Here is a 21,635-nt window from a genome sequence, read left to right as displayed (position 1 = left end):
ATATCCAACGGCATGATCAAGGGCGGGCGCTGCGGCGGCCGCCCTTTTCGTCAGGCGGGGAAACCGGGCGCCGGGCGGATCACGCCGCAGTCTATGCCCCGGCGGTTCAGCAGCGGCACGTTCATGCGCTTGCGGGTGGCGGGATGCGCCGGGTCGAGCACGCCAAGGTCGCAGAGCAGGGCCGCGATCGCGCATTCGCTGGCGCGGGTGGCGCCATCGGTGATCTTGAGCGCGACCCCCAGGCCCTGTTCCGGCAGGATCGCCACGAAGACGGCCTCGGCTCCGGTCTTGATTGCCACCCTGCCGTCCATGGCCCGCATCAGCTCGGTGCAGGCGCGGGTCTCGCCGGCGACCATCTCGGGGTAGGTGGCCATGGCCGCCGTCAGTCGGGCGGCGGCGCGGTGGCGGGTGCTGTCCCCCTTGCCGGCATTGGCGAAAAACGCCATCGCCCGGGCAAGCCCGGTGACCGAGGTGGCGAAATTCGGCGCCGAGCACCCGTCGATGCCATAGCCTGGGCTGTCCATGCCAGTGACGCTCTCGAAGGCCTCGCGCACGGCCTTTTGAACCGGGTGCTCCGGCGCGACGTAGTCCGGGCCGCCGCCGATGTGGCGATTGAGCGTGAGGAAACCCGAGTGCTTGCCGGAGCAATTGTTGTGGATCTGGCAGGGCGAGCTGTCGGTCTTGATCAGCCCGTGCATGGCGGCTTCGTCCGCCGGCATCTGCGGGCCGCAGCGCAGGTCGTTCTCGCCCAGGTCGAGGGCCGAGAGCCATTCCGTGACCGCCTCGGTGTGGATCGCGGCCCCGTTGTGAGAGGCACAGGAGAGCGCCAGCTGCCGGTCGGTCAGGCCCGCAGCATCGGCCGCGCCGCTCTCGATCAGGGGCAGGGCCTGGATCATCTTGCAGGAGGACCGCGGGTAGATCAGCGCCTCTGCGTCGCCCCAGCTGCGGATGACCTCTCCGGAGGCGTCGACAATCGCAGCGTGTCCGTAGTGGACGGACTCGCACATGTCGCCGCGCCAGACCTCCACGAGCTTCTCTGCGCCTGCCATGGTAATATCCTCTTGAGCTGTGCGATTTCTTGCCAATCGGCCTTTCGCATGTGGCAGATTTCCGGCTAATATTGCAATGTCGAGTTCGAAATTCGCCCCCGTCAAGACGCCGCAAAGGCCGCCGGGGCACATAGAGGCAAGGACAGCTTGGAGGCTGGACAGATGACATCTCGTATTTTGGGGGCTGCCACGATCGCGCTTGCGCTGATGGCTGCAGGGAGCGCTGTCGCACAGGACGTCAGCGAAAACCAGGTCGCGGCGGAAACCGACTGGAGCGTTTTCGAGGATTCCGATCCCAAGGAATGCTGGGCGGTTTCAGAGCCCAAGTCCACGGTAAACACAAGGAACGGTCAGCCGGTCTCGGTTCGGCGGTCGGCGATTCAGCTGATGGCCTTCTTCCGGCCCGGCGCGGATCTCTCGGGTCAGGTCGCCTTTACCGGCGGCTATCCCTTTGCGGACGGATCGACGGTGAACCTGAACGTCGACGGCAACCAGTTCGAGCTCTACACTCAGGGTGAATGGGCTTGGCCCGCGAATTCGCAGGACGACGCCAAGATCCTCACCGCGCTCAAGAGCGGATCCGAGGCCGTGCTCACCGCGCGGTCCAGCCGCGGCACGGTGACCAAGGACACCTTCTCGCTGATGGGCTTTACCGCGGCGGTGGCTGATTCCGAGCGGCGCTGCAAGTAAGCCTGACCTGCCCGCGATAGGCCCATGATGGGGCTGCCTGGGCGTTGAGGGCGGCGAAAAAGGCCGAAGATTTGACAGGAAACGGGCGTGCGAGCTTCGCGCGCCCTGTTTCCATGTCGTAAAGAATCCCATATAGGGGCAAGCTTCCAGCAGGAGCCCGACCACAGGAGCCCGAAGATGAGCCAGATGCAAGAGACCCCGAAGCCGCAGGCGCCGATCACGCAGGACGTGCTGACGATCCCCCGGAAGATGCCGGAGGGGCCGGTGAACCTTGTCGGACTGACGCGGGTGCAGCTGCGCGATGCGTTGATCGCGGCGGGCACGCCGGAGAAGCAGGCCAAGATGCGGGTCAACCAGCTCTGGCAGTGGATCTATCACTGGGGCGTGCGGGATTTCTCGCAGATGACGAACCTGGCCAAGGACTACCGCGCGAAGCTGGCCGAGAATTTCGTGATCCAGCTGCCCGAGATCGTCACCAAGAACGTCTCGGAGGACGGCACGCGGAAGTACCTCGTCCGGATCGCCGGTGGGCACGAGGTCGAGGTGGTCTATATCCCCGAGACCGACCGCGGCACTCTGTGCATTTCCTCGCAGGTGGGCTGCACGCTGACCTGTTCTTTCTGTCACACCGGCACGCAGAAGCTGGTGCGCAACCTGACCGCCGGCGAGATCGTCGGGCAGGTCATGCTGGCGCGCGATGACCTCGGCGAATGGCCCGCACCGGGCATCGGCACCGGCGACAACGGCCCGCGCCTGCTGTCGAACATCGTGCTGATGGGCATGGGCGAGCCGCTCTACAATTTCGACAACGTGCGCGACGCGATGAAGATCGCCATGGACGGCGAGGGCATCGCCCTGTCGCGCCGCCGCATCACGCTGTCGACCTCTGGTGTCGTGCCCGAGATCGCCCGCGCGGCCGAGGAGATCGGCTGTCTTCTGGCGGTCTCGTTCCATGCCACCACCGACGAGACCCGCGACAAGCTGGTGCCGATCAACAAGCGCTGGAACATCGAGGAGCTGCTGGGGGCGCTGAAGGAATATCCGCGCCTGTCGAACTCCGAGCGCATCACCTTCGAATACGTGATGCTGAAGGACGTGAACGATACTGACGCCGATGCTCGCCGCCTGGTCAAGCTGATCAGCGGCATCCCGGCCAAGATCAACCTGATCCCCTTCAACGAATGGCCCGGATCGCCTTACCAGCGCTCCGACTGGGACCGGATCCAGGCCTTTGCCGACATCGTGCACAAGGCTGGCTATGCCAGCCCGATCCGCACCCCGCGCGGCGAGGACATCATGGCGGCCTGCGGCCAGCTCAAGTCAGCCACCGAGCGCGCCCGTAAATCCCGCCGGCAGATCGAGCAGGAAGCGGGTCTCTGAACGTCCCTTCCGTTTCCCTGTTTCAAATATCCTCGCCGAAGGCGTCGGGGCCCGGCAGGGCCCCGGAATCAGGCGAAGCGTGCCCGCGTCCGGTTGGCAAAGGCCACCAGTGACAGCATCACCGGCACCTCGACCAGCACCCCCACGACCGTGGCCAGTGCCGCGCCGGAATGTAGCCCGAAGAGGCTGATCGCCACGGCAACGGCGAGTTCGAAGAAGTTCGACGTGCCGATCAGGGCGCAGGGCGCAGCCACGCGGTGAGGCACCTTGAGCGCAAAGGCCGCGGCATAGCCGATGGCAAAGATCCCGTAGCTCTGTATCAGGATCGGCACGGCGATCATGGCGATGACCAGCGGATCGGCCAGGATCACGTTGCCCTGCAGCCCGAAGAGAATCACCACGGTCGCGATCAGCCCGATCACCGAGAAGGGCTTTACCCGGGCTTTGAACGCATCGATGGCGCGTGCGCTGCCGAGGCTGCGGCGGGTGATCAGGCCGGCGGCCAGCGGCGCCACCACGAAAAGCAGCACCGAGGTCACGAGGGTGCTCCAGGGCACGGCGATGTCGGTGACCCCGAGCAGGAAGGCCACGATGGGCGCAAAGGCCACCACCATGATCAGGTCGTTCACCGTCACCTGCACCAGGGTATAGGCCTCGTCGCCCTTGGCAAGTTGCGACCAGACAAAGACCATGGCGGTACAGGGCGCGGCACCGAGCAGGATCAGCCCGGCGGTATATTGCGCGGCGTCCTCCGGCTGGATCCATGGTGCAAAGACATGGTCGAAGAAGAGCACCGCCAGCAGGGCCATGCTGAAGGGCTTGATCAGCCAGTTGACCACAAGCGTGATGATCAGTCCGCGCGGTTGCTTCATCACCTGCGGCAGGGTCGAGGGATCGACGCCCACCATCATCGGATAGACCATGGCCCAGATCAGCACCGCGACGACGAGGTTCACCCGCGCGACCTCGGCGCCCGCAACCGCGGTAAAGAGGCCGGGGAACCAGACGCCGAGCGCGATGCCGCCGACAATCGCGAAGGCGACCCAGAGGGTCAGAAAGCGTTCAAAGATGCTCATGCCGGTACCTCCTGTCGTTGCGAAAGCCTGCCTGCGCCATAGCGGCTGATCAGCAGCAGGACTGCGGCCGTACCCAGGCAAGCCGGCAGCCCGCCGAGCTGGTAGCTGACGCCGGAGAGCAGTGTGCCGAGCAGGCGCCCGGTGGCATTGGCCATGTAATAGAAGCCGACGTCCATCGTCACCCTGTCTCCGCTGGTGAAGGCCAGGATCAGGTAGGAATGGAGCGAGGAGTTGACGGCGAAGAGTGCGCCGAAGATCAGTAGGCCGATCACCAGGGTGATCGTCAGCCAGGGCGCGGGCGTGCCCGCCAGCAGCGCCAGCACGGCCAGTACCGCCGGGCAGGCGGCCAGCCAGCCGACCCAGCCGCGCGCTGCGTGGACAAGATCGGTGCGGGTGCGTGCTCCGGCGTTCAGCAGCCGCGGAGCCCAGGCCTGGATCGCGCCATAGAGGATCGTCCAGACGGCCATGAAACTGCCGATGGCGAAAAAGGCTGCGCGGTTGCCGGCCTCTGTCCCGTCGGAGAGCACGGCGTAGAAATAGATCGGGATGCCGACAACGAACCAGACGTCCCGCGCGCCGAACAGGAAGACCCTGGCAAAGGATAGCCAGTTCACGTCGGGGTTCTTGGAAAGGACCTCGGAGAACTTTGCGCTCTTCTTGCCGCGGGGCAGCCCCGGTGGCATCCGCAGCGCCACCGCCAGCAGGATCAGGGCAAGGATCACGGCCATCCCCAGGACGGCGGCCGTGAACCCGGTGAGAGCCAAGAGCACTGCGCCGAGGAGAAAGCCGAGGCCCTTTACCGCGTTTTTCGATCCGGTCAGGATTGCGACCCAGCGGAACAGGCCTGCCTCTCCGCTGGGCGCCAGCAGCTTGACCGCCGATTTCGACGACATTTTCGCCAGGTCCTTTGCCACGCCCGACGCGCCCTGAACGGCCATCACGTAGATGACGGACGTGGTGATAGACCAGGCCGGGTTCAGGCCGGTCAACGCCAGCAGGGCAAGTACCTGGATGCCCAGCCCGGCATAGAGCGTGCGCGTCAGGCCGAAGCGCGCGGCGATCCAGCCCGCCGAGAGATTCGTGACGATGCCCGCGACCTCGTAGAGCAGGAAGAGATAGGCGAGCTGTACCGGCGAGAAGCCCAGCATGTGGAACTGCAACAGGACCAGCATGCGCAGGGCGCCATCGGTCAGCATGAAGGCCCAGTAGGCCGCCGTGACGGCGATATAGGCCGACAGCCCCTCGGGCCGGTCCCTTGCGGTCACAGCTGGTCTCCGACCATGCGGGCCACATCGACCAGGCGGTGGGCATAGCCCCATTCGTTGTCGTACCAGGCGTAAACCTTCACCTGCGTGCCGCCCACGACCATGGTCGAGAGGGCATCGACGATCGCGCTGCGCGGATCGTTGACATAGTCGGTGGAGACAAGCGGCCGCTCCTCGTAGCCGAGGATGCCGCAAAGCGGCCCGCTGGCGGCGGCCTTGAAGAGCGCGTTGACCTCTTCTGCGGTGGTCTCGCGTTCCACCTCGAAGACGCAATCGGTCAAAGACGCGTTCAGCACTGGCACGCGCACGGCATGGCCGTTCAGCTTGCCCTCCAGTTCGGGAAATATCAGGCCGACGGTCTTGGCCGAGCCAGTAGTGGTGGGGATCAGCGCGTTCAGCGCGGATCGGGCACGGCGCAGATCCTTGTGTGGGCGGTCGACGATGGTCTGGGTGTTGGTCACGTCGTGGATGGTGGTCATCGAGCCATGGCGGATGCCGAGCCCCTCGTGGATCACCTTTACCACCGGCGCGAGGCAGTTGGTGGTGCAGCTTGCCGCGGTGACGATGCTGTGCCGTGCCGGATCATAGGCGTCGTCGTTGACGCCAATCACGATATTCGCCGTAGGACCGTCCTTGACCGGGGCCGAAACGATTACCTTTTTCACGCCGGCTTTGAAATAGGGGGCGAGCCTGGCCTCGGTCTTGAAGACGCCGGTACAGTCGATCACCACGTCGACACCATGGAGCGGCAAGTCGGCGATATTGGCGCTGCCGATGAAGGGGATGCGGGTGCCGTCGATGGTCACGCTCTCCGCGTCATGGGTGATCTCGGCATCCCATCGCCCATGGACCGTGTCGAACTCCAGCAGGTGCGCATGCATCGTGGCATCGCCCGAGGCGTCGTTGATCCAGGCGATCTGCGAGCCACGTTCGAGGAGCGGGCGCAGGGCGAGCTTGCCGATGCGGCCAAGGCCGTTGAGGGCATAGGTGGTCATTGGGCATCTCTTTCAAGGGCGATGGTGTCGAGGTGTGACTGTAACGAGGTGCGATCGAGGGCCGGCAGGGCGACCAGGGCTTCGATGCGGCGTTTCAGGAGCCTGTAGGCATAGGTGAAGGCGCGCATCCGGTCCTCTTCGGTGCCTCGGGCCTGGGCCGGATCGGGTGTGCTCCAATGCGCGGTGATCGGCAGGCCGGGCCAGGCGGGGCATTCCTCGTTCGCGGCCGTGTCACAGACCGTGACCACCATATCGAGCTCTGGGATCTTGCCATTTCGAAAGCTGTCGAGGGCTTTCGTTTCCAGGCTGGTGGTCTCGAAACCCTCGGCGCTCAGCAGGCGCAGCGTGAGGGGATGCGGAGCCGCTGCAGGCGCGACGCCGGCGGAGAAGGCGCGAAAACGGTCTCTGCCCAGCCGGTTCAGAAGTGCCTCGGCCATCAGGGACCGGGCGGAATTGCCGGTACAGAGGAACAGCACGTTGGTGTGAGGTCTTCGGGGAAGCGGTCCGGGCGTCACGCAGAGCTCGGGGCGCCCCCGGCAGCAATCGGCAAAGAGATAGTCGAGCAGTTCCGTCGCAGCCCCGATCCGGGCGCGGTACTGCAGCGACGTGCCCTGTCGCAGCTGCTCCGTAAGACCGGCCTGGCGGAGGGTGGCGAGATGAACCGAAAGCGTCGAATTCTTCAGCCCCGTTGCCCCGGCGATTTCTCCCGCCGGTACGGCATCGGGATAGCGCCGCATGAGCAGCCGCCAAACCTGAAGGCGGTGCGGATGGCCCAGTGTGGAGAGAAGGGAGGCGTGTTCAATTTCCATATTTCATGAAATATGGAAATGTGATGAGGCGCGCAAAGGAAAGTTTTGTGACACCCGCGCGGGTGTCACGATTGTTCAGATCCTGAGGAAGGGCTGTGCCAGGCGGGGCAGGATGGATTTGAAACGTAGGCGTGCATCGGTCGCGGCCAGGCAGATGCAGGGTGTCCCCTCCATCGCGATCGGCGTGTGCTCAAGCGATTCATCGGCAACCTCGACATCGCCGATGCCGAATTCGCCGGTCTCGTCGTGGAACGCGCCCTGAAGGACCATGGTCAGCTCGGTGCCGCGGTGGCCATGATCGGGCACGGCCATGCCCCCCGGAATATAGAGCAGGCGCACCGAACCCTTGCCATCCTCGAAGAGAATCTGCTGTCGCACACCGCCGCCAGCGGCCCGCCAGCGCGGCGGTTGATGTTTCAGCGCCTGCGCAACGGGCCCGGGATAGATGTCGAAACGATCATTGCGCAGGGAGGGCTCGGCCGGTGCAGGCGCGTCCAGCTGAAGCAGGACCTTGTCCAGCAGGCCTTCGGACAGCATGTCGGGCGCGGCGCAATCCTCGAGGAGAGCGCCGCCGAGGGTCTCGTGCGCTTCAAGAGCGGCCCGGCAGGCGTCGCACATGGACACATGCGCCGCGACGATCATATCGAAGGCGGGCGGCAGTCGACCTGCGGCATAGGCTGCCAGCATGGTCTCGGGGATATGATGCTCGATCCGGTCAGTCACGGACGAAGATCCTTCAATTCATGTCTCAGCCGTTCCAGGCCCAGGCGGATACGCGATTTGATCGTGCCCATGGGCAGGCCGGTTTCGGCCTGTATTTCCGTATGGGTCAGGTCGCCGAGATAGGCTCGGGCGATCACGTCGCGCTGATCCGGCTTCAGCCGGGAGAGGGCCTCCCGAAGTTGTCCTGCCTCTTGGGCGAGCGACAGCAATTGGCCGGGATCGGCCTCGGGCGGGGTTTCGGTTTCGACGTCTTCGGGCAGGGGGCGCTGTGCCTTTCGGGCGATGTCCACCTGGCGATTGCGGGCGATCCGGTAGATCCAGCCGGAAACCTGGGCACGCGCCGGGTCGAACTGACCCGCCTTGTGCCATACAGACAGCATGACGTCCTGGACGACGTCCTCGGCCTGGGCGGCACCCATGCCGTTGCGCATCAGCATGCCCTTCAGGCGCGGCGCGTAAAATGCGAAGAGCTTGCCGAAGGCCACCCTGTCGCGATTGTCACGAACGGCCAGCATCCATTCTGTCTGCTCCGTCTTGCCCTGTTCTGGCTGTACTGCTGCCACGGTCGACTGGATCCTTTCTCCGGCAACCACGCCACGCACCCGGGCAGGCTGTCGCCTTCGGGGCAGTGTTGCAGTCATCGGGTCCGGGTTCAACATGCGAGAAATACGCGGGCAGCCCGGACCCGGATCAAAAATAAAATCGTCGGGGAAAATAATCGGCGAGGAGTGAACTGTTCGAAGGTTTGTATCGTATCTGAATGGACAACCCATTGAGGAGCCGACATGTCTTTCGACGCCCTATCCATGCGACCGCAGCGCATTGCCATCATCGGGGGTGGCATATCGGGGCTTGCCGCGGCCTATCTGCTTGCGCCGCAGCACAACGTCACGCTCTTCGAGGCCGAGCCGAGACTGGGCGGTCATGCGCGCACCGTCACGGCAGGGCTTCGCGGTGATCAGCCGGTGGATACCGGGTTCATCGTCTTCAATTATGCCAATTATCCGCATCTCACCTCGATGTTCCGCGACCTCGACGTGCCGGTCGAGAAGAGCGACATGAGCTTTGGCGCCACAATCGACGGCGGACGGATCGAGTATGGCTTGAAAAACCTCCGGGCCCTTGCCGCGCAACGGCGCAACCTGCTCCGGCTAGGGTTCGCGGCTATGGTGCGTGACATCCTGCGCTTCAACGCGCGAGCCGAGGACGTGGCGCGCGATGACGAGATGACGGTTGGGGACTTGATGGGCGAGCTGCGGCTCGGGCCCTGGTTCCGCGACTATTACCTGAAGCCGATCTGTGGCGCGATCTGGTCGACCCCTCCGGAAGGTATCACCGCCTTTCCGGCCCGCTCGCTGGTGCAGTTCTTCCGCAATCATGCTCTCCTGTCGGCTTCGGGCCAGCACCAATGGTGGACCGTCAGTGGCGGATCTGTGGAATACGTGCGCCGGCTCGAGATGCGCCTGCGGACGGTCGGGGTGCAGATCCGGACCTCTGCGGGGGTCACGGGCGTGACACGGCGTGGTGCCGTGCCCCAGGTGCTCTGTCAGGGGGCCGAGCCCGAGAGTTTCGACCAGGTGATCCTGGCCTGTCATTCGGACCAGGCGCTTCGGCTGCTGTGCGACCCCACGGCGGAGGAGCAGGCCGCCCTCTCGGCTGTGGGCTATCAGGACAACCACATGATCCTGCATCGCGATACCTCCCAGATGCCCAGGCGACGTGCGGCCTGGTCGTCCTGGGTCTACAAGGCGGAGAGCGGGCGGGAACAATCACAGATCGGCGTGACCTACTGGATGAACCGGTTGCAGAACATCGACGAGAACGATCCGCTCTTCGTTTCGCTGAACCCCAGCCGAGAGATCGACGAGGCCCTGATCTATGATCAGAAGACATTCCGCCATCCGGTCTTTGACCGGGGTGCGCTCAAGGCACAGCAGCAGATACGACAGATACAGGGGCAGAACGGGACCTGGTTTGCCGGTGCCTGGCTGCGCCACGGTTTCCACGAGGATGGGTTTGCCAGCGCCGTGCGCGTTGCGCGGCAGCTGGACCTGCAACCGGTATGACATTCGTGGCCGAGCATATTGCCGGGCGCACGGTTCACGCCCGCAGGGGAGCGATCAGCCATCGTTTTTCGTACACGGTGGACTACGTCCTGATCGATCCGGAACAGGGGCGGGGGCCGATCCTGCTGTCCCGGAACGCCCGCAACCTGGCATCGGTGCGGGACCGCGATCATGGCGGCGAGCGCGGCAAGGGGCGCGGCGCGGCCTGGGTGCGGGAGGTCCTGCAGGAACGGGGCCTGCCGGGCTTGCGTATTTCCCGGATACTGCTTCTGACGCAGCCTGGCTTCTTTGGCGTGGTTTTCAATCCGGTCAGCTTCTGGTTGATCTTCGAGGGGGAGGACCTGGTGGCCGTGATCGCGGAGGTGAACAACACCTTCGGCGACCGGCACAGCTACCTCTGTGCGCATCCTGGCTTTGCGCCGGTTGTGCCGGCCGATCGTCTGCAGGCGCAGAAGGTCTTTCATGTTTCGCCATTCCAGGAAGTCGCTGGGCAGTACAGCTTTCGCTTCAATATCGGCGAGGAGCGGATCGCGATCCTGATCGATCATGGCAACGGCGAGGAGGGGCTCTATGCCACGCTTGTCGGGCCGCGCCGCCGGCTGACGAACCGTCGGCTGCTGACGGCAGCTCTGAGACGCCCGACCGGTGCCATGCGCACCGTTGCCCTGATCTACTGGCAGGCGTTGAAACTGAAGCTGAAAGGCGCTCGCTATCGCCCCCGGCCGGTGCCGCCCAAGGAAGAGATTAGCTGATGTTGACTGCCCGAGTGCGCAAGGAATTCCTGAGCGCCTGCGAAGAGATACGATCCGGAAAACTGACCGTGATAACGCCGGAGGGCGAGCGGCACAGTTTCGGAACCTGGGGCCGGGAAGCGGAAATCGAGATCCGCGACTGGTCCGCGATTTCCGCAGCCTTGGCCCGGGGTGATGTGGGCCTTGGAGAGGCCTATGTCGAAGGGCTCTGGGAATCGCCGTCGGTCGAGGACCTGATCGCTGTGGCCCTGTCGAATCTCGATGTCTTTGATCGGTTCGCCTATGCCGGCGCGTTTCAGGGCGTGCGTCTTCGCATCGTGGACCGGATCCTGCGTGCCAATTCCCGTCGTGGGGCAGCTCGCAACATCCGGGCGCATTATGATGTCGGCAACGAGTTCTTTCAGCTCTGGCTCGATCCGTCCATGACCTATTCCGCCGGGCTGTTCGTGCCGGGCGACAATGATCTGCAACAGGCCCAGATGCGGAAATACGACCGGATACTGGACCGGCTTGGCCAGGCAGAGCGGATCCTGGAACTCGGATGTGGCTGGGGCGGGTTTGCTGAACGGGCTGCGGGGCAAGGGCGCCACGTGACGGGCCTGACGATTTCGCCGGCGCAGAAGGGCTATGCAGATGCGCGACTGGACGGCGCGGCGGATATCAGGCTGTGCGACTACCGCGATGCCGAGGGGAAATTCGACGGCATCGTCTCGATCGAGATGATCGAGGCGGTGGGCCAGCGCTACTGGCCGGTCTTCTTCGGCGGCCTTGCCTCTCACCTGGCGGAGGGCGGGCGTGCCATGCTGCAGGTCATCACCGTGCCTGACCGCTATTTCCCGACCTACCGCAACAGTTCCGACTACATCCGTCAGCACGCCTTTCCCGGCGGCATGCTGCTTTGCGACAGCGAGATTGCCCGAGCGGCCGCCGGGGCGGGGCTGCGGGTCGAGAACAGTTATGCCTTCGGCGACGATTACGCCCTGACCTGCAGGACCTGGCTGCAGCGGCTGGAAGCAGAGCAGTCGCGGATCCTCCGAATGGGATATTCCGAGGCCTTTCTCAGAAGCTGGCGCTACTATCTCGCGATCTGCGCGGCCTCTTTCAGTGTCGGCCAGACGGATGTCGTTCAGGTCGAATTGCGCCGGCCTGAAGCTGCGTGAGGCATCCGCGACACATTCCATTACGTTTACGTAAAGGCAAAAGCGGGTATGCCCCTGTGGCCCTCGGGATCTCCTGTGAAATTGGCAACTAATTCGCACTGTACGCGTGATTAGCCAAAAGCGGGAGCTATATGCAGACGCATCAACCGCTATGGATGCGGCAAAGCGAATGTCTGCCGTGCCCGTGAATGACTTGCAGAGGGTAGAGATATCGAGACGTTGGATTTGAAAACAGTGGCCGCGCTGCCCACATTTTCGCGCGCGGCCGGCAAGGATCGCCATTCCTTCACGCTATTGCGGTGGTTCGTTCCGGCGAGAGTGGCCGATCATGCGTACCGGCGCAGCCGATGCAACGGCAGTGCTCCGTTTCAGCTTGGGTTAGGGTTGTCCGTCGTATCCTCTTTTTCTTCCTGCGCAAGCATCGCGGGCGTCCTGCGTTTCGGCAGGGCTACGAACCTCATGGATCTCGATCCAATTCTTGAAGGAAATCCGAATGCCCACGCGTAGTCTCGAAGGGAAGACCTATTGGATCGTCGGGGCCAGCGAAGGGCTGGGGCGGGTCATCGCGCGCGAGATGTCGCGCCTTGGGGCGAGCGTCATCCTGTCTGCCCGCAATGCGGAACGCCTCGAGCAGCTGGCAGCCGAGCTACCGCATGCGCGTTCCCTGCCGCTCGACGTCACCGACAAGTCGGCTGTCGAAGGGGCGGTGGCGCAGGCGGGGGACGCGGATGGCATCATCTACTGCGTGGGCCTGTACGAGCCCATCGATGCGGCGGAATGGGATGCCGAGGCGGTAGAGCGGATCGTCGATGCAAACTTCGGTGGTGCGCTGCGCATCCTTGGCCGCATCGTGCCGCAATGGGTGCGGCGCGGGCATGGGCACGTGGTACTGGTGGGCTCGCTCGCCGCTTATCGCGGCTTGCCCGGTTCCATTGGCTATGGCGCCAGCAAAGCCGCGCTGCGTCACCTGGGCGAGGACATGTATATCGACCTCAAGGGCACCGGGGTGGACGTTCAGATCGCCAATCCGGGCTTTATCCGCACGCGCCTCACCGAAAAGAACGACTTCTCAATGCCGCAGATCATGTCGGACAGGCAGGCTGCCTATCACGTCATGGGGCTGATCCGAAATCCGGCCCTGCGTGAGGTTGCCTTTCCTCGGCCTTTCTCCTGGGTCTTCTCGGTGCTGGGCAGGGTTCTGCCCTTCCGTCTGTTCGCGCGCATCGTCGCGGGTTGACACAGGGGCGACGGGCGCGCGGGCGCCCGTCGCTTGTGATGACTGTTACCGGGGCGGACGGGACGTGTCAGCCGGCCAGCGCGGCCGCGATCGAGGCGTCGATGATCGAGAGTCCCTGATCGATTTCCGCATCGCTGGCCGTCAGCGGGGGCGCGATTCGAAAGACGCTGCCCATGCCCGGCAATTTCGCGATGTTCATCGACAGGCCGCGGGCCATGGTCTCTTCGCCGATGCGGCCACCGAGATCGAAAGCGGGTGTCTTGCTCTGGCGGTCGGTCACGATCTCCAGGCCGATCAGCAGGCCGCGGCCACGGACGTCGCCGATGCAATCGTATTTCTGCTGAAGTCCGGTGAGGCCGTCTCTCAGGCGCTGCCCTGACTGGCCGGCCCGCGCGACAAGCCGCTCTTCGGCGATCACGTCCAGAACGGTCAGGCCGATGGCGGCCGGCAGGGGATCGGACACGTGGGTTGTATAGAACAGGAAACCGGCCTCATGGGCTTTCTGCTCGATCTCGGCACTGGTCATCATCGCCGCCAGCGGCATGCCTGCGCCAAGGGTTTTTGACAGGGTCAGGATGTCGGGGGTGATCCCGTCGCGCTGGAAGGCAAAGAGGTTGCCGGTGCGCCCGAGGCCGGTCTGGGCCTCGTCCAGGATCAGCAGCATGCCGCGCTCTTCGCACTTGTGCTTCAACGCGCCAAGGTAACCCTTCGGCAGGTCGATGATGCCACCGGCCGAAAGGATCGGTTCGGCGATGAAGGCGGCAAGGCTGCCGCTGGACTGGACGTCGACCTGGGCGAAGGCATCGTCGAGCTCGGTCTGCCAATCGAGGCTGCCGTCCGGATGGGTGAATCGCGGCCGATAGGCATTCGGCGCGGGTATGGCCAGCGAACCGATGGCCGCCGGTCCCCACCCGCGGCGGCCCGAGGAGAATGTTGCAGAGGCCGCGGTGCCGGTCATGCCGTGCCAGCTCTTGGAAAAGGCGACGATTTCGTACTTGCCGGTCACCAGCTTGGCCATGCGGATTGCGGCTTCGTTCGATTCCGCCCCGGTCGAGAGCAGCAGCACCTTGTCGAGGCCCGGCGCGAGCGCGGCCAACCGTTCGGCAAGGTCGACCACTGGGCGAGAGAGCATGCCGCTGAAGAGGTGGTCGAGATGCCCGACCTGTTGCCTTACAGTCTCCACGATACGCGGGTGGCAATGACCGAGCACGGCGCTCATCTGCCCGGAGGTGAAATCCAGGATCGCCTTTCCATCGGCGTCATAGACGTAGCTGCCCGCGGCACGTTCGATGATGTTGCGTTCGAAGGTGCCGCCATAGCGCACCAGGTGGCGCTTTGCCGCGCTCCAGAACTTTGCGTCGTCGTTACCGGACATCTCGGCCTCCGCTTGATGGATCGCGGTCAGCCTAGGACCGGGATCGCGTGACGCCAATCGCCGATCATCGGAAAAACGTCATGAGCCGGGCAATTGCCTTCCCGGGGCGAAGAATGCGAGGTTTCGACAGGCAAGGGAGGATGAAAATGAGCGAGCGGCAACGTCACCTGTCTCTCGAGGGAGAGCACAACGTGCGGGATCTCGGTGGCTATCCGCGCAGGTCGGGCGGCGAGACCGCCTGGGGGCAGGTCTACAGGGCCTGTGGCATGGCGCGGCTGACCCCCGAGGGGCAGCGACAATTGCGGGCTCTCGGGATCCGGACGGTCATAGACCTGAGGTCAGCCGCGGAATGCAGCCTTGCCCCCGGACCATTTGCGACCCACCCCGGACGGCGGCGTATCGGCCTGTTTGACGGGCTGGATCCCCTGACCATGGTCTTTTCGGAAGATGCGACAGCGGATTTCTCGACGCGCTACATCTCGGGCCTGGAGACGCGCAGCGCGGCCGTGGCCGAGGTGATGACCTGCATTGCCGAGGCGCCAAAGGGGCCCGTGCTCTTTCACTGCTCCGTGGGCAAGGACCGTACCGGGCTGATCGCGGCGCTGCTCTTGCTGCTTGCCGGGGTGCCCGAGAGGATGATCATCCAGGACTATGCCCTGACTGGTCGATGTGCGGCGGGAATGCTGGAGGACATGCGGGGGGAGATACTGGAACGCGGTGCCGATCCTGCCATGGCCGCGCGGATCCTGTCGGTAAAGCCGGCCTACATGGCGCGCACGCTCGAAGAGATGAACCGGCGCCACGGCGGCGCGCGCGGCTACCTCTCGGATGCGGGCTGCCCGGCGTCCGTACTCGACGCCGTTGCAGCCCGTTTGGACGCCTGAGCCAAGGCCGGCTGTTGTCCGGGGCGCCCATGACAGTCCTCAGAGCGTCGCCGCCACCTGCGCTGCGGGCGACCACGGCAGGTCCTGCGCCAGAGCGACAGCTTCGTAGGTCAGCGTGCCTCGGGCCACGTTGAGGCCCGCGAGCAGATGCGGGTCCGCCAGTAGGGCCTCTCTCACCCCGAGATCCGCCAGGCGCAGAAGGTGCGGCAGGGTGGCGTTGTTGAGCGCATAGGTCGAGGTGCGCGCGACGGCACCGGGCATGTTGGCGACGCAGTAATGCACGATCCCCTCCTCGACATAGGTGGGTTCGGCGTGGGTGGTGGCATGCGAGGTCTCGAAGCAACCGCCCTGGTCGATCGCCACATCGACCAGCACCGATCCGGGCTGCATCGTCCCGAGCATCTGGCGGGACACCAGCTTGGGCGCAGCCGCGCCGGGGATCAGCACCGCACCGATGACCAGGTCGGCTGTCCTGACGGCCTCGGCCAGAGCGACGGAGCTGGAGTAGAGCGTCTTTACCCGACCGGCGAATTGCGCGTCCACCGCCTCGAGCACCTCGTGCGAACGGTCGAGAAGCGTGACCTCGGCCCCCAGGCCGACGGCCATGGCGGCGGCATTGCGGCCAACGACCCCGCCGCCGATGATCATCACGCGGCCGGGTGCCACGCCGGCCACGCCTCCTAGCAACACGCCGCGCCCGCCCTGCGCCTTTTCGAGCACATGGGCGCCGGCCTGAACGGACATGCGGCCGGCGACCTGGCTCATCGGCTTCAGAAGCGGCAACCCGCCATGGGCAGAGGTGACCGTCTCGTAGGCAATGCAGGTCGCGCCGGAGGCAATCAGGTCGGCGGTCTGTGCCGGATCGGGCGCCAGATGCAGGTAGGTATAGAGCGTCTGGCCCTCTTTCAGGCGGCTGCGTTCGTTAGCTTGCGGCTCCTTCACCTTCACGATGATATCGGCCGTGTCAAAGACGTCACCGACATCGCCGATCTCGGCCCCGGCGGCGCGATAGGCGTCATCGACGGCTCCGATACCATCGCCGGCGCCGGCCTGAATGATCACCTCATGGCCATGCGCCACCAGCTCGGCGGCGCTCTCGGGCGTCAGGCCGACGCGGTATTCGTGGTTCTTGATTTCCGTGGGGCATCCGATGCGCATGAGAGCCTCCCTTGATGCGTCATGCCTTCAGAAGAACACGAGTCGGATGCAATTTTCTTGATTTGTCCAATATTTTTCCAGGCTCGTACGCAAGGATCTGCGACAGCTTCCGGCTTTGGAAACGCCTTCTTGCGCAGGCTGCACGGTCAGGCGGCATTTCTGCGGTGCGGCGGCCGCGCCGCCCGCCATTCTCAGGCGAATGTTTGCCCCGGCGGATTGTGACGCCGGGGCGGGGCGTCAGCCCAGTCGTTCGGCGTGCCACTCCAGGTGCTCGGCCATGAAGGTCGAGATGAAGTAGTAGGAGTGATCATAGCCCTCCTGCATGCGCACGGTCATTGCCTGACCGGTCGACCGGCATGCGATCTCAAGCAGCACCGTCTTCAGCTGGTCATCGAGGAAACCATCGGCGGTACCCTGATCGATCAGCAGCCCGGCAGGATGGCGGGCGCCGTCCTCGATCAGCGCGCAGGCATCGTACTCGCGCCAGGAGGCCCGGTCTTCGCCGATGTATCCGGTCAGCGCCTTCTCGCCCCAGGCGCAGTTCAGCGGAGACACGATGGGGGCAAAGGCCGAGATCGCCTTGTAGACCCGCGGGTTGCGAAGGCCGATGGTCAGCGCACCGTGACCGCCCATGGAGTGGCCCATGATCGACTGGCGCGACATGTCCGCAGGGAACTCGGATTCGATCAGGGCGGGCAGTTCCTGCTCGATGTAGTCGCGCATGCGGTAATGCTTGGCAAAGGGCTCTTCGGTGGCGTTCACGTAGAATCCCGCGCCGAGACCGAAATCATAGGCGCCCTCGGGGTCGTCTGCGACGCCCTCGCCACGGGGCGAGGTGTCGGGAGCGACGAAGATCAGGCCGAGGCGGGCACAGGCCTCTCGAAACTCGCCCTTTTCCGTAACATTCGCATGCGTACAGGTCAGGCCCGACAGGTACCAGACAACCGGCAGCAGTTTGCCCGGCTCATGCGGTGGGACATAGACGGAGAAGGTCATCTCTGTGCCCGTTGCATTGCTGACGTGCTTGTAGACGCCCTGGGTGCCGCCAAAGGCCTTGTTCGTGCTGATCGTCTCCATCAGTAGACCACCACTGAACGGATCGACTCGCCGGCATGCATCAGCTCGAAGCCCTTGTTGATCTCCTCGAGCGAGAGCACGTGAGTGATCATCGGGTCGATCTCGATCTTGCCGTTCATGTACCAGTCCACGATCTTCGGCACGTCGGTGCGGCCCTTGGCGCCGCCGAAGGCCGAACCCTGCCAGACGCGGCCGGTGACCAGCTGGAACGGACGGGTGGAGATCTCCTTGCCCGCTTCCGCCACGCCGATCACGGTCGAGACACCCCAGCCGCGGTGGCAGGCTTCCAGGGCCTGGCGCATCACGGTGGTGTTGCCCGTGCAGTCGAAGGTGTAATCCGCGCCGCCGTCGGTCAGGGCGACGAGATGCTGCACAATGTCACCGTCGATCTTGGTGGGGTTGACGAAATGCGTCATGCCAAACTTGCGGCCCCATTCTTCCTTGCCGTCGTTGATGTCGACGCCGACGATCTTGTCGGCGCCCACCATGCGGGCCGCCTGGATCACGTTCAGGCCGATGCCCCCAAGGCCGAAGACGATGACGTTCGCGCCCGGTTCTACCTTGGCCGTGTTGACCACGGCGCCGACGCCGGTGGTCACGCCACAGCCGATGTAGCAGGAGGTGTTGAACGGGGCGTCTTCGCGGATCTTGGCCACCGCGATTTCCGGCAGGACAGTGAAGTTAGAGAAGGTCGAACAGCCCATGTAGTGATAGAGCGTCTCACCCTTGTAGCTGAAGCGAGAGGTGCCGTCGGGCATCAGGCCCTGGCCCTGGGTCGCGCGGATGGCCGTGCAGAGGTTGGTCTTGCCCGAGAGGCAGGATTTGCACTGGCGGCATTCGGGGGTGTAGAGCGGGATCACGTGGTCATCCTGCTTGACGCTGGTCACGCCGGGGCCCACCGCACGCACGATGCCTGCACCTTCGTGACCGAGGATCGAAGGGAAGATCCCCTCGCTGTCGAACCCGTCCAGCGTATAGGCGTCGGTGTGGCAGATGCCGGTGGCCATGATTTCGACCAGGACCTCGCCCTCCTTTGGGCCTTCCAGGTCAACCTCGACGATTTCCAGTGGTTTTTTCGCCTCGAAGGCGACGGCGGCACGGGTTTTCATGCGTAGCTTCCTTTTCGAAAAGTGGCGCAAGGCGCTCCTCTTGTCCTCGGGATAACGTCTGATCTGCCACTTGTCGCCCCGGAAACGGCAGATTTTTTCCGCCAGCGTCATCTGCCGGCTGTGCACCGCGGCAGGTGCACAATTGCCCTTGGGGCATGTTGCCGCTGTGGGCATACCCACCCTATAACGGTCGAAATCCGCGAGGGGGCAACAGGTGACGGAAAGCATCGAAACAGGGGCCGGCAGCAAGCCCGGGGTCAAGCTCGATTCCACCCTTTCGAAGGGGTTGCTGCTGCTGGATGCGCTGACCCGGGCCGAGGGGGGCAAGGGGGTGACCGAGCTGTCGCGGGAGCTGGATCTGACCAAGTCCAATGTCTTTCGGCTGTTGCAGACGCTCTGTGCCCTTGGGTTCGCGACCCAGTCCGGGGACAAGCAGTATCGTGCCACGCTGAAGACCTGGCAGATGGGGCGCCGTGTCGTCGAGGGGCTGAACCTGCGGGCGATCGCCTCTGAGGCGATGCAGTATCTCTCGCGCGAGACCGGAGAGGCCATCTATCTTGCGGTCGCCGAGGGGCTTCAGGTTGTCTACATCGACAAGATCGAGAGCCGCCAGCCGATCCGTACCTGGAACCCGGTGGGAGGCACGGCGCCGATCCATGCCGTCGGAACCGGAAAGGCGATCCTGTCGGCGAATTATCCGCGAATGCGCAACCTGCTGAACGGCAGCCTGACGCGCTATACCGATCTCACGCTGACCAGCATCGAGGCGCTGGATGCCGACATCGCGCTGACGCAGCGGCGAGGCTACGGGGTGGACCGAGGGGAATTCCGGGAGAACATCTGGTCCTTCGGGGCGCCGATAAACCTTCCCGGCGGGGAAGGTCTGGCCTCCATCGGGATCTCTGCGCCGGAAATGAACCTGCTGCCGGAACCAGAGGCCCACTACGGCGCGCTGGTGCGCGAGGCCGCGAAACGGGTCAGTGAGGCGCTGGCTGAGGTCTAGCCCTTCGGCGCCGGCATCTCGACCGGCCCACCCAGTTCCACCCAGTCGGTAAATCCGTCCCGCAGGTGTGCTGCGGGAAAGCCCATGTCGGCCAGCATCGCGACTGTCAGCGCAGAGCGCCAGCCCGAGGCGCAGTGAAAGACATAGCGCTTGTCCTCCTGGGCGAAGACCTCCTTGTGATAAGGGCTGTCGGGGTCCACCCAGAATTCGATCATGCCCCGGGGCGCATGGACGCTGCCGGGTATGAAGCCCGTGCGCTGGCGTTCGCGCACATCGCGCAGGTCGACGATGATCAGGTCCGGGTCATTCACCTGCGCAATCAGCTCTTGCGCGGAGATCTCTTCGATACGGGCGCGGGCCTCGGCCACCATGTCGGCGGCGGTTCGTGTCAGTGCGGGCATGGGGGCTCCTCCCTGCTGCAATTTTGGCCTGCCTTGTGCCGTTATATGGCACGGATATTCCAAATGTTGACACGATTGCATGGCCCATGCAACGTCGCCTCCATGTTGCCCCGGACCGCCGAAAAGGCAAGCGGGGCAAGGTGGAGACGCGCCATGGGTGTGACAGACAGTATTTCGCTTTGGGATGAGACGGCGGCAGAGCCCGGTTTTTCGGCGCCGCTGACGGGAGACAGGCAGGTGGCCCTGGCCATTGTCGGCGGTGGATTTACCGGCCTGTCGACGGCGCTGCACGCGGCACAGGCGGGCATCGATTGCCTCGTGCTGGAGGCAGAAGCGATCGGTCACGGCGGTTCGGGGCGCAATGTCGGCCTGGTGAATGCCGGGGTCTGGCTGCCGCCGCGCGAGGTGGGGCAGGTCATGGGCGAGGGCCCGGGCCGTCGTTTCGTGGAATACCTCGGCCGGGCGCCGGCCTATGTCTTTGACCTGATCGAACAGCATCAGATCCGCTGCGAACCTCAGCGCAACGGTACGATCCACGCGGCGCATTCGGCCGCCGGGTTCCGCGACCTGCAGGTCCGGTCCGAGGATTGGGCGGCGCTGAAGGCGCCGGTCAGCCTGCTGGGGCCGGACGAGGCGGCTGATCGGATCGGCACGAAGGGGTTCCATGGCGGGCTGCTGGACATGCGGGCGGGTACGATCAACCCGATGGGGTATGTGCGCGGCCTGGCCAGGGCGGCGCGTGGCGCCGGCGCCGAGATCGCCACCGGCGTGACCGTCAGCGGCCTGCGCCGCGACGACGCGACATGGGTGCTGGAGACGACCGGGGGCACCGTGCGGGCGCAGAATGTCGTGCTCGGTACCAATGCCTATACCGATCAGCTCTGGCCTGGGCTGAGAGAGTGCTTCCATACCATCCACTTCTTCCAGTTTGCCACGGCCCCTCTTGGCGAGGCCGCGGCTCATATCCTGCCGGGGGGGCAGGGCCTGTGGGATACCGCGCCGATCATGCTGTCGCTGCGCCGCGATGCCTTTGGACGGGTGATCATCGGCTCGATGGGCAGCGTCATCGGGGGCCGTGAGGGGCTGTCGAAACGCTGGGCCGCCGCGCGGTTGGGCAAGCTGTTTCCCGAACTGGGCAGTCTGTCATTCGAGAGTGCATGGCACGGCCAGATCGCCATGACGCCGGATCATCTGCCGCGCATCATGAAGCTGGACGAGGGGCTCTTTACACCCATCGGCTATAACGGGCGCGGCATCACCACCGGGACCGTTTTCGGCAAGGCAATGGCCGAACTGCTGTCGGGAGCGCCGGAGGAGAGCCTTCCACTGGCCCTGACCTCTCCGCGGAAGGTTGCCCTCCGCGGGTTGAAGTCGGGCTTCTACCGGGCGAGTTTCGCCATGAACCAGGTGATCAGGAGTATCTGAC

21 protein-coding genes are annotated in these 21,635 nt (G+C 64.6%); 9 read left to right on the top strand and 12 right to left on the bottom strand.

Annotated elements, in window-relative coordinates:
• Positions 1–50: 50 nt before the first annotated feature.
• Entirely contained in the window at positions 51–1,049 is a 999-nt protein-coding gene (locus AC0WR5_RS18845; RefSeq protein WP_475865344.1) for an asparaginase, read from the bottom strand.
• 162 nt (positions 1,050–1,211) lie between these two features.
• Between AC0WR5_RS18845 and AC0WR5_RS18840 the strand changes: the two genes are divergently transcribed.
• A complete protein-coding gene (locus AC0WR5_RS18840) occupies positions 1,212–1,739 on the top strand; it encodes an invasion associated locus B family protein (protein WP_475865343.1) in 528 nt (175 codons plus the stop codon).
• 177 nt (positions 1,740–1,916) lie between these two features.
• A complete protein-coding gene (gene rlmN / locus AC0WR5_RS18835; RefSeq protein WP_475865342.1) occupies positions 1,917–3,119 on the top strand; it encodes a dual-specificity RNA methyltransferase RlmN in 1,203 nt (400 codons plus the stop codon).
• 68 nt (positions 3,120–3,187) lie between these two features.
• Here rlmN and arsB read toward each other — a convergent pair whose 3' ends face one another.
• The 6 genes from arsB to AC0WR5_RS18805 all read right to left on the bottom strand — a co-directional run bounded on the left by arsB (position 3,188) and on the right by AC0WR5_RS18805 (position 8,550).
• The gene (gene arsB / locus AC0WR5_RS18830; RefSeq protein WP_475865341.1) at positions 3,188–4,195 is read right to left on the bottom strand and encodes an ACR3 family arsenite efflux transporter; all 1,008 of its coding nucleotides are present in this window, start codon (positions 4,193–4,195) and stop codon (positions 3,188–3,190) included.
• Positions 4,192–5,460: an organoarsenical effux MFS transporter ArsJ gene (gene arsJ / locus AC0WR5_RS18825; RefSeq protein WP_475865340.1), complete on the bottom strand. Its 1,269-nt coding sequence runs from the start codon at positions 5,458–5,460 to the stop codon at positions 4,192–4,194. The genes arsB and arsJ overlap by 4 nt, the downstream gene beginning before the upstream one ends.
• A complete protein-coding gene (locus AC0WR5_RS18820) occupies positions 5,457–6,455 on the bottom strand; it encodes an ArsJ-associated glyceraldehyde-3-phosphate dehydrogenase (protein ID WP_475865339.1) in 999 nt (332 codons plus the stop codon). The genes arsJ and AC0WR5_RS18820 overlap by 4 nt, the downstream gene beginning before the upstream one ends.
• A complete protein-coding gene (locus AC0WR5_RS18815) occupies positions 6,452–7,264 on the bottom strand; it encodes an arsenate reductase/protein-tyrosine-phosphatase family protein (RefSeq protein WP_475865338.1) in 813 nt (270 codons plus the stop codon). The genes AC0WR5_RS18820 and AC0WR5_RS18815 overlap by 4 nt, the downstream gene beginning before the upstream one ends.
• A gap of 75 nt (positions 7,265–7,339) precedes the next feature.
• Positions 7,340–7,987 carry a ChrR family anti-sigma-E factor gene (locus tag AC0WR5_RS18810; protein ID WP_475865337.1) on the bottom strand — a complete coding sequence of 216 codons (648 nt, stop codon included), beginning with the start codon at positions 7,985–7,987 and terminating at the stop codon, positions 7,340–7,342.
• Positions 7,984–8,550, bottom strand: coding sequence for a sigma-70 family RNA polymerase sigma factor (locus tag AC0WR5_RS18805; RefSeq protein WP_475865336.1), 567 nt, complete (start codon positions 8,548–8,550; stop codon positions 7,984–7,986). The genes AC0WR5_RS18810 and AC0WR5_RS18805 overlap by 4 nt, the downstream gene beginning before the upstream one ends.
• A 222-nt stretch (positions 8,551–8,772) precedes the next feature.
• Between AC0WR5_RS18805 and AC0WR5_RS18800 the strand changes: the two genes are divergently transcribed.
• The 4 genes from AC0WR5_RS18800 to AC0WR5_RS18785 all read left to right on the top strand — a co-directional run bounded on the left by AC0WR5_RS18800 (position 8,773) and on the right by AC0WR5_RS18785 (position 13,202).
• Positions 8,773–10,053 (top strand): NAD(P)/FAD-dependent oxidoreductase, encoded by a 1,281-nt coding sequence (locus AC0WR5_RS18800; protein WP_475865335.1) that lies wholly within the window; start codon positions 8,773–8,775, stop codon positions 10,051–10,053.
• Positions 10,050–10,805: a DUF1365 domain-containing protein gene (locus AC0WR5_RS18795; RefSeq protein WP_475865334.1), complete on the top strand. Its 756-nt coding sequence runs from the start codon at positions 10,050–10,052 to the stop codon at positions 10,803–10,805. The genes AC0WR5_RS18800 and AC0WR5_RS18795 overlap by 4 nt, the downstream gene beginning before the upstream one ends.
• Positions 10,805–11,965, top strand: a complete 1,161-nt coding sequence (locus AC0WR5_RS18790; protein WP_475865333.1) for a class I SAM-dependent methyltransferase — start codon at positions 10,805–10,807, stop codon at positions 11,963–11,965. Before AC0WR5_RS18795 ends, AC0WR5_RS18790 begins: the two co-directional genes overlap by 1 nt.
• A 493-nt stretch (positions 11,966–12,458) precedes the next feature.
• Positions 12,459–13,202: an SDR family NAD(P)-dependent oxidoreductase gene (locus tag AC0WR5_RS18785; RefSeq protein WP_475865332.1), complete on the top strand. Its 744-nt coding sequence runs from the start codon at positions 12,459–12,461 to the stop codon at positions 13,200–13,202.
• A gap of 67 nt (positions 13,203–13,269) precedes the next feature.
• On the opposite strand, the gene AC0WR5_RS18780 is transcribed toward AC0WR5_RS18785, so the two are convergent.
• Positions 13,270–14,577: an aspartate aminotransferase family protein gene (locus AC0WR5_RS18780; protein WP_475865331.1), complete on the bottom strand. Its 1,308-nt coding sequence runs from the start codon at positions 14,575–14,577 to the stop codon at positions 13,270–13,272.
• A 146-nt stretch (positions 14,578–14,723) separates the two neighbouring features.
• On the opposite strand from AC0WR5_RS18780, the gene AC0WR5_RS18775 reads away from it, so the two are divergent.
• Complete coding sequence (locus tag AC0WR5_RS18775; protein ID WP_475865330.1) at positions 14,724–15,461, top strand: tyrosine-protein phosphatase; 738 nt, start codon at positions 14,724–14,726, stop codon at positions 15,459–15,461.
• A 39-nt stretch (positions 15,462–15,500) separates the two neighbouring features.
• On the opposite strand, the gene ald is transcribed toward AC0WR5_RS18775, so the two are convergent.
• The 3 genes from ald to AC0WR5_RS18760 all read right to left on the bottom strand — a co-directional run bounded on the left by ald (position 15,501) and on the right by AC0WR5_RS18760 (position 18,805).
• A complete protein-coding gene (gene ald, locus AC0WR5_RS18770; protein ID WP_475865329.1) occupies positions 15,501–16,619 on the bottom strand; it encodes an alanine dehydrogenase in 1,119 nt (372 codons plus the stop codon).
• 237 nt (positions 16,620–16,856) lie between these two features.
• Positions 16,857–17,696 carry an S-formylglutathione hydrolase gene (fghA, locus tag AC0WR5_RS18765; protein ID WP_475865328.1) on the bottom strand — a complete coding sequence of 280 codons (840 nt, stop codon included), beginning with the start codon at positions 17,694–17,696 and terminating at the stop codon, positions 16,857–16,859.
• Positions 17,696–18,805, bottom strand: coding sequence for an S-(hydroxymethyl)glutathione dehydrogenase/class III alcohol dehydrogenase (locus tag AC0WR5_RS18760; RefSeq protein WP_475865327.1), 1,110 nt, complete (start codon positions 18,803–18,805; stop codon positions 17,696–17,698). Before AC0WR5_RS18760 ends, fghA begins: the two co-directional genes overlap by 1 nt.
• 214 nt (positions 18,806–19,019) lie before the next feature.
• Here AC0WR5_RS18760 and AC0WR5_RS18755 point away from each other — a divergent pair, with 214 nt between their 5' ends.
• Entirely contained in the window at positions 19,020–19,808 is a 789-nt protein-coding gene (locus tag AC0WR5_RS18755; RefSeq protein ID WP_475865326.1) for an IclR family transcriptional regulator, read from the top strand.
• Here the strand turns inward: AC0WR5_RS18755 and AC0WR5_RS18750 are convergent.
• Positions 19,805–20,209, bottom strand: a complete 405-nt coding sequence (locus AC0WR5_RS18750) for a rhodanese-like domain-containing protein (RefSeq protein WP_475865325.1) — start codon at positions 20,207–20,209, stop codon at positions 19,805–19,807. The two genes, AC0WR5_RS18755 and AC0WR5_RS18750, sit on opposite strands and share 4 nt — an antisense overlap.
• Positions 20,210–20,362: 153 nt before the next feature.
• Here AC0WR5_RS18750 and AC0WR5_RS18745 point away from each other — a divergent pair, with 153 nt between their 5' ends.
• Entirely contained in the window at positions 20,363–21,634 is a 1,272-nt protein-coding gene (locus AC0WR5_RS18745; protein WP_475865324.1) for an NAD(P)/FAD-dependent oxidoreductase, read from the top strand.
• The last annotated feature ends 1 nt before the right edge of the window (position 21,635 follow it).

Source organism: Pseudooceanicola sp. DL12 (genome assembly GCF_056270665.1).
This window is presented reverse-complemented; position numbering and strand designations above follow the sequence as displayed.

What these genes read in the sequence shown, in the direction of transcription:
- AC0WR5_RS18845 (WP_475865344.1), bottom strand. Translation starts at nt 1,049, where the DNA reads ATGGCAGGCGCAGAGAAGCTCGTGGAGGTCTGGCGCGGCGACATGTGC.
- AC0WR5_RS18840 (WP_475865343.1), top strand. Translation starts at nt 1,212, where the DNA reads ATGACATCTCGTATTTTGGGGGCTGCCACGATCGCGCTTGCGCTGATG.
- rlmN (WP_475865342.1), top strand. Translation starts at nt 1,917, where the DNA reads ATGAGCCAGATGCAAGAGACCCCGAAGCCGCAGGCGCCGATCACGCAG.
- arsB (WP_475865341.1), bottom strand. Translation starts at nt 4,195, where the DNA reads ATGAGCATCTTTGAACGCTTTCTGACCCTCTGGGTCGCCTTCGCGATT.
- AC0WR5_RS18820 (WP_475865339.1), bottom strand. Translation starts at nt 6,455, where the DNA reads ATGACCACCTATGCCCTCAACGGCCTTGGCCGCATCGGCAAGCTCGCC.
- AC0WR5_RS18815 (WP_475865338.1), bottom strand. Translation starts at nt 7,264, where the DNA reads ATGGAAATTGAACACGCCTCCCTTCTCTCCACACTGGGCCATCCGCAC.
- AC0WR5_RS18800 (WP_475865335.1), top strand. Translation starts at nt 8,773, where the DNA reads ATGTCTTTCGACGCCCTATCCATGCGACCGCAGCGCATTGCCATCATC.
- AC0WR5_RS18795 (WP_475865334.1), top strand. Translation starts at nt 10,050, where the DNA reads ATGACATTCGTGGCCGAGCATATTGCCGGGCGCACGGTTCACGCCCGC.
- AC0WR5_RS18790 (WP_475865333.1), top strand. Translation starts at nt 10,805, where the DNA reads ATGTTGACTGCCCGAGTGCGCAAGGAATTCCTGAGCGCCTGCGAAGAG.
- AC0WR5_RS18785 (WP_475865332.1), top strand. Translation starts at nt 12,459, where the DNA reads ATGCCCACGCGTAGTCTCGAAGGGAAGACCTATTGGATCGTCGGGGCC.
- AC0WR5_RS18780 (WP_475865331.1), bottom strand. Translation starts at nt 14,577, where the DNA reads ATGTCCGGTAACGACGACGCAAAGTTCTGGAGCGCGGCAAAGCGCCAC.
- AC0WR5_RS18775 (WP_475865330.1), top strand. Translation starts at nt 14,724, where the DNA reads ATGAGCGAGCGGCAACGTCACCTGTCTCTCGAGGGAGAGCACAACGTG.
- ald (WP_475865329.1), bottom strand. Translation starts at nt 16,619, where the DNA reads ATGCGCATCGGATGCCCCACGGAAATCAAGAACCACGAATACCGCGTC.
- fghA (WP_475865328.1), bottom strand. Translation starts at nt 17,696, where the DNA reads ATGGAGACGATCAGCACGAACAAGGCCTTTGGCGGCACCCAGGGCGTC.
- AC0WR5_RS18760 (WP_475865327.1), bottom strand. Translation starts at nt 18,805, where the DNA reads ATGAAAACCCGTGCCGCCGTCGCCTTCGAGGCGAAAAAACCACTGGAA.
- AC0WR5_RS18750 (WP_475865325.1), bottom strand. Translation starts at nt 20,209, where the DNA reads ATGCCCGCACTGACACGAACCGCCGCCGACATGGTGGCCGAGGCCCGC.
- AC0WR5_RS18745 (WP_475865324.1), top strand. Translation starts at nt 20,363, where the DNA reads ATGGGTGTGACAGACAGTATTTCGCTTTGGGATGAGACGGCGGCAGAG.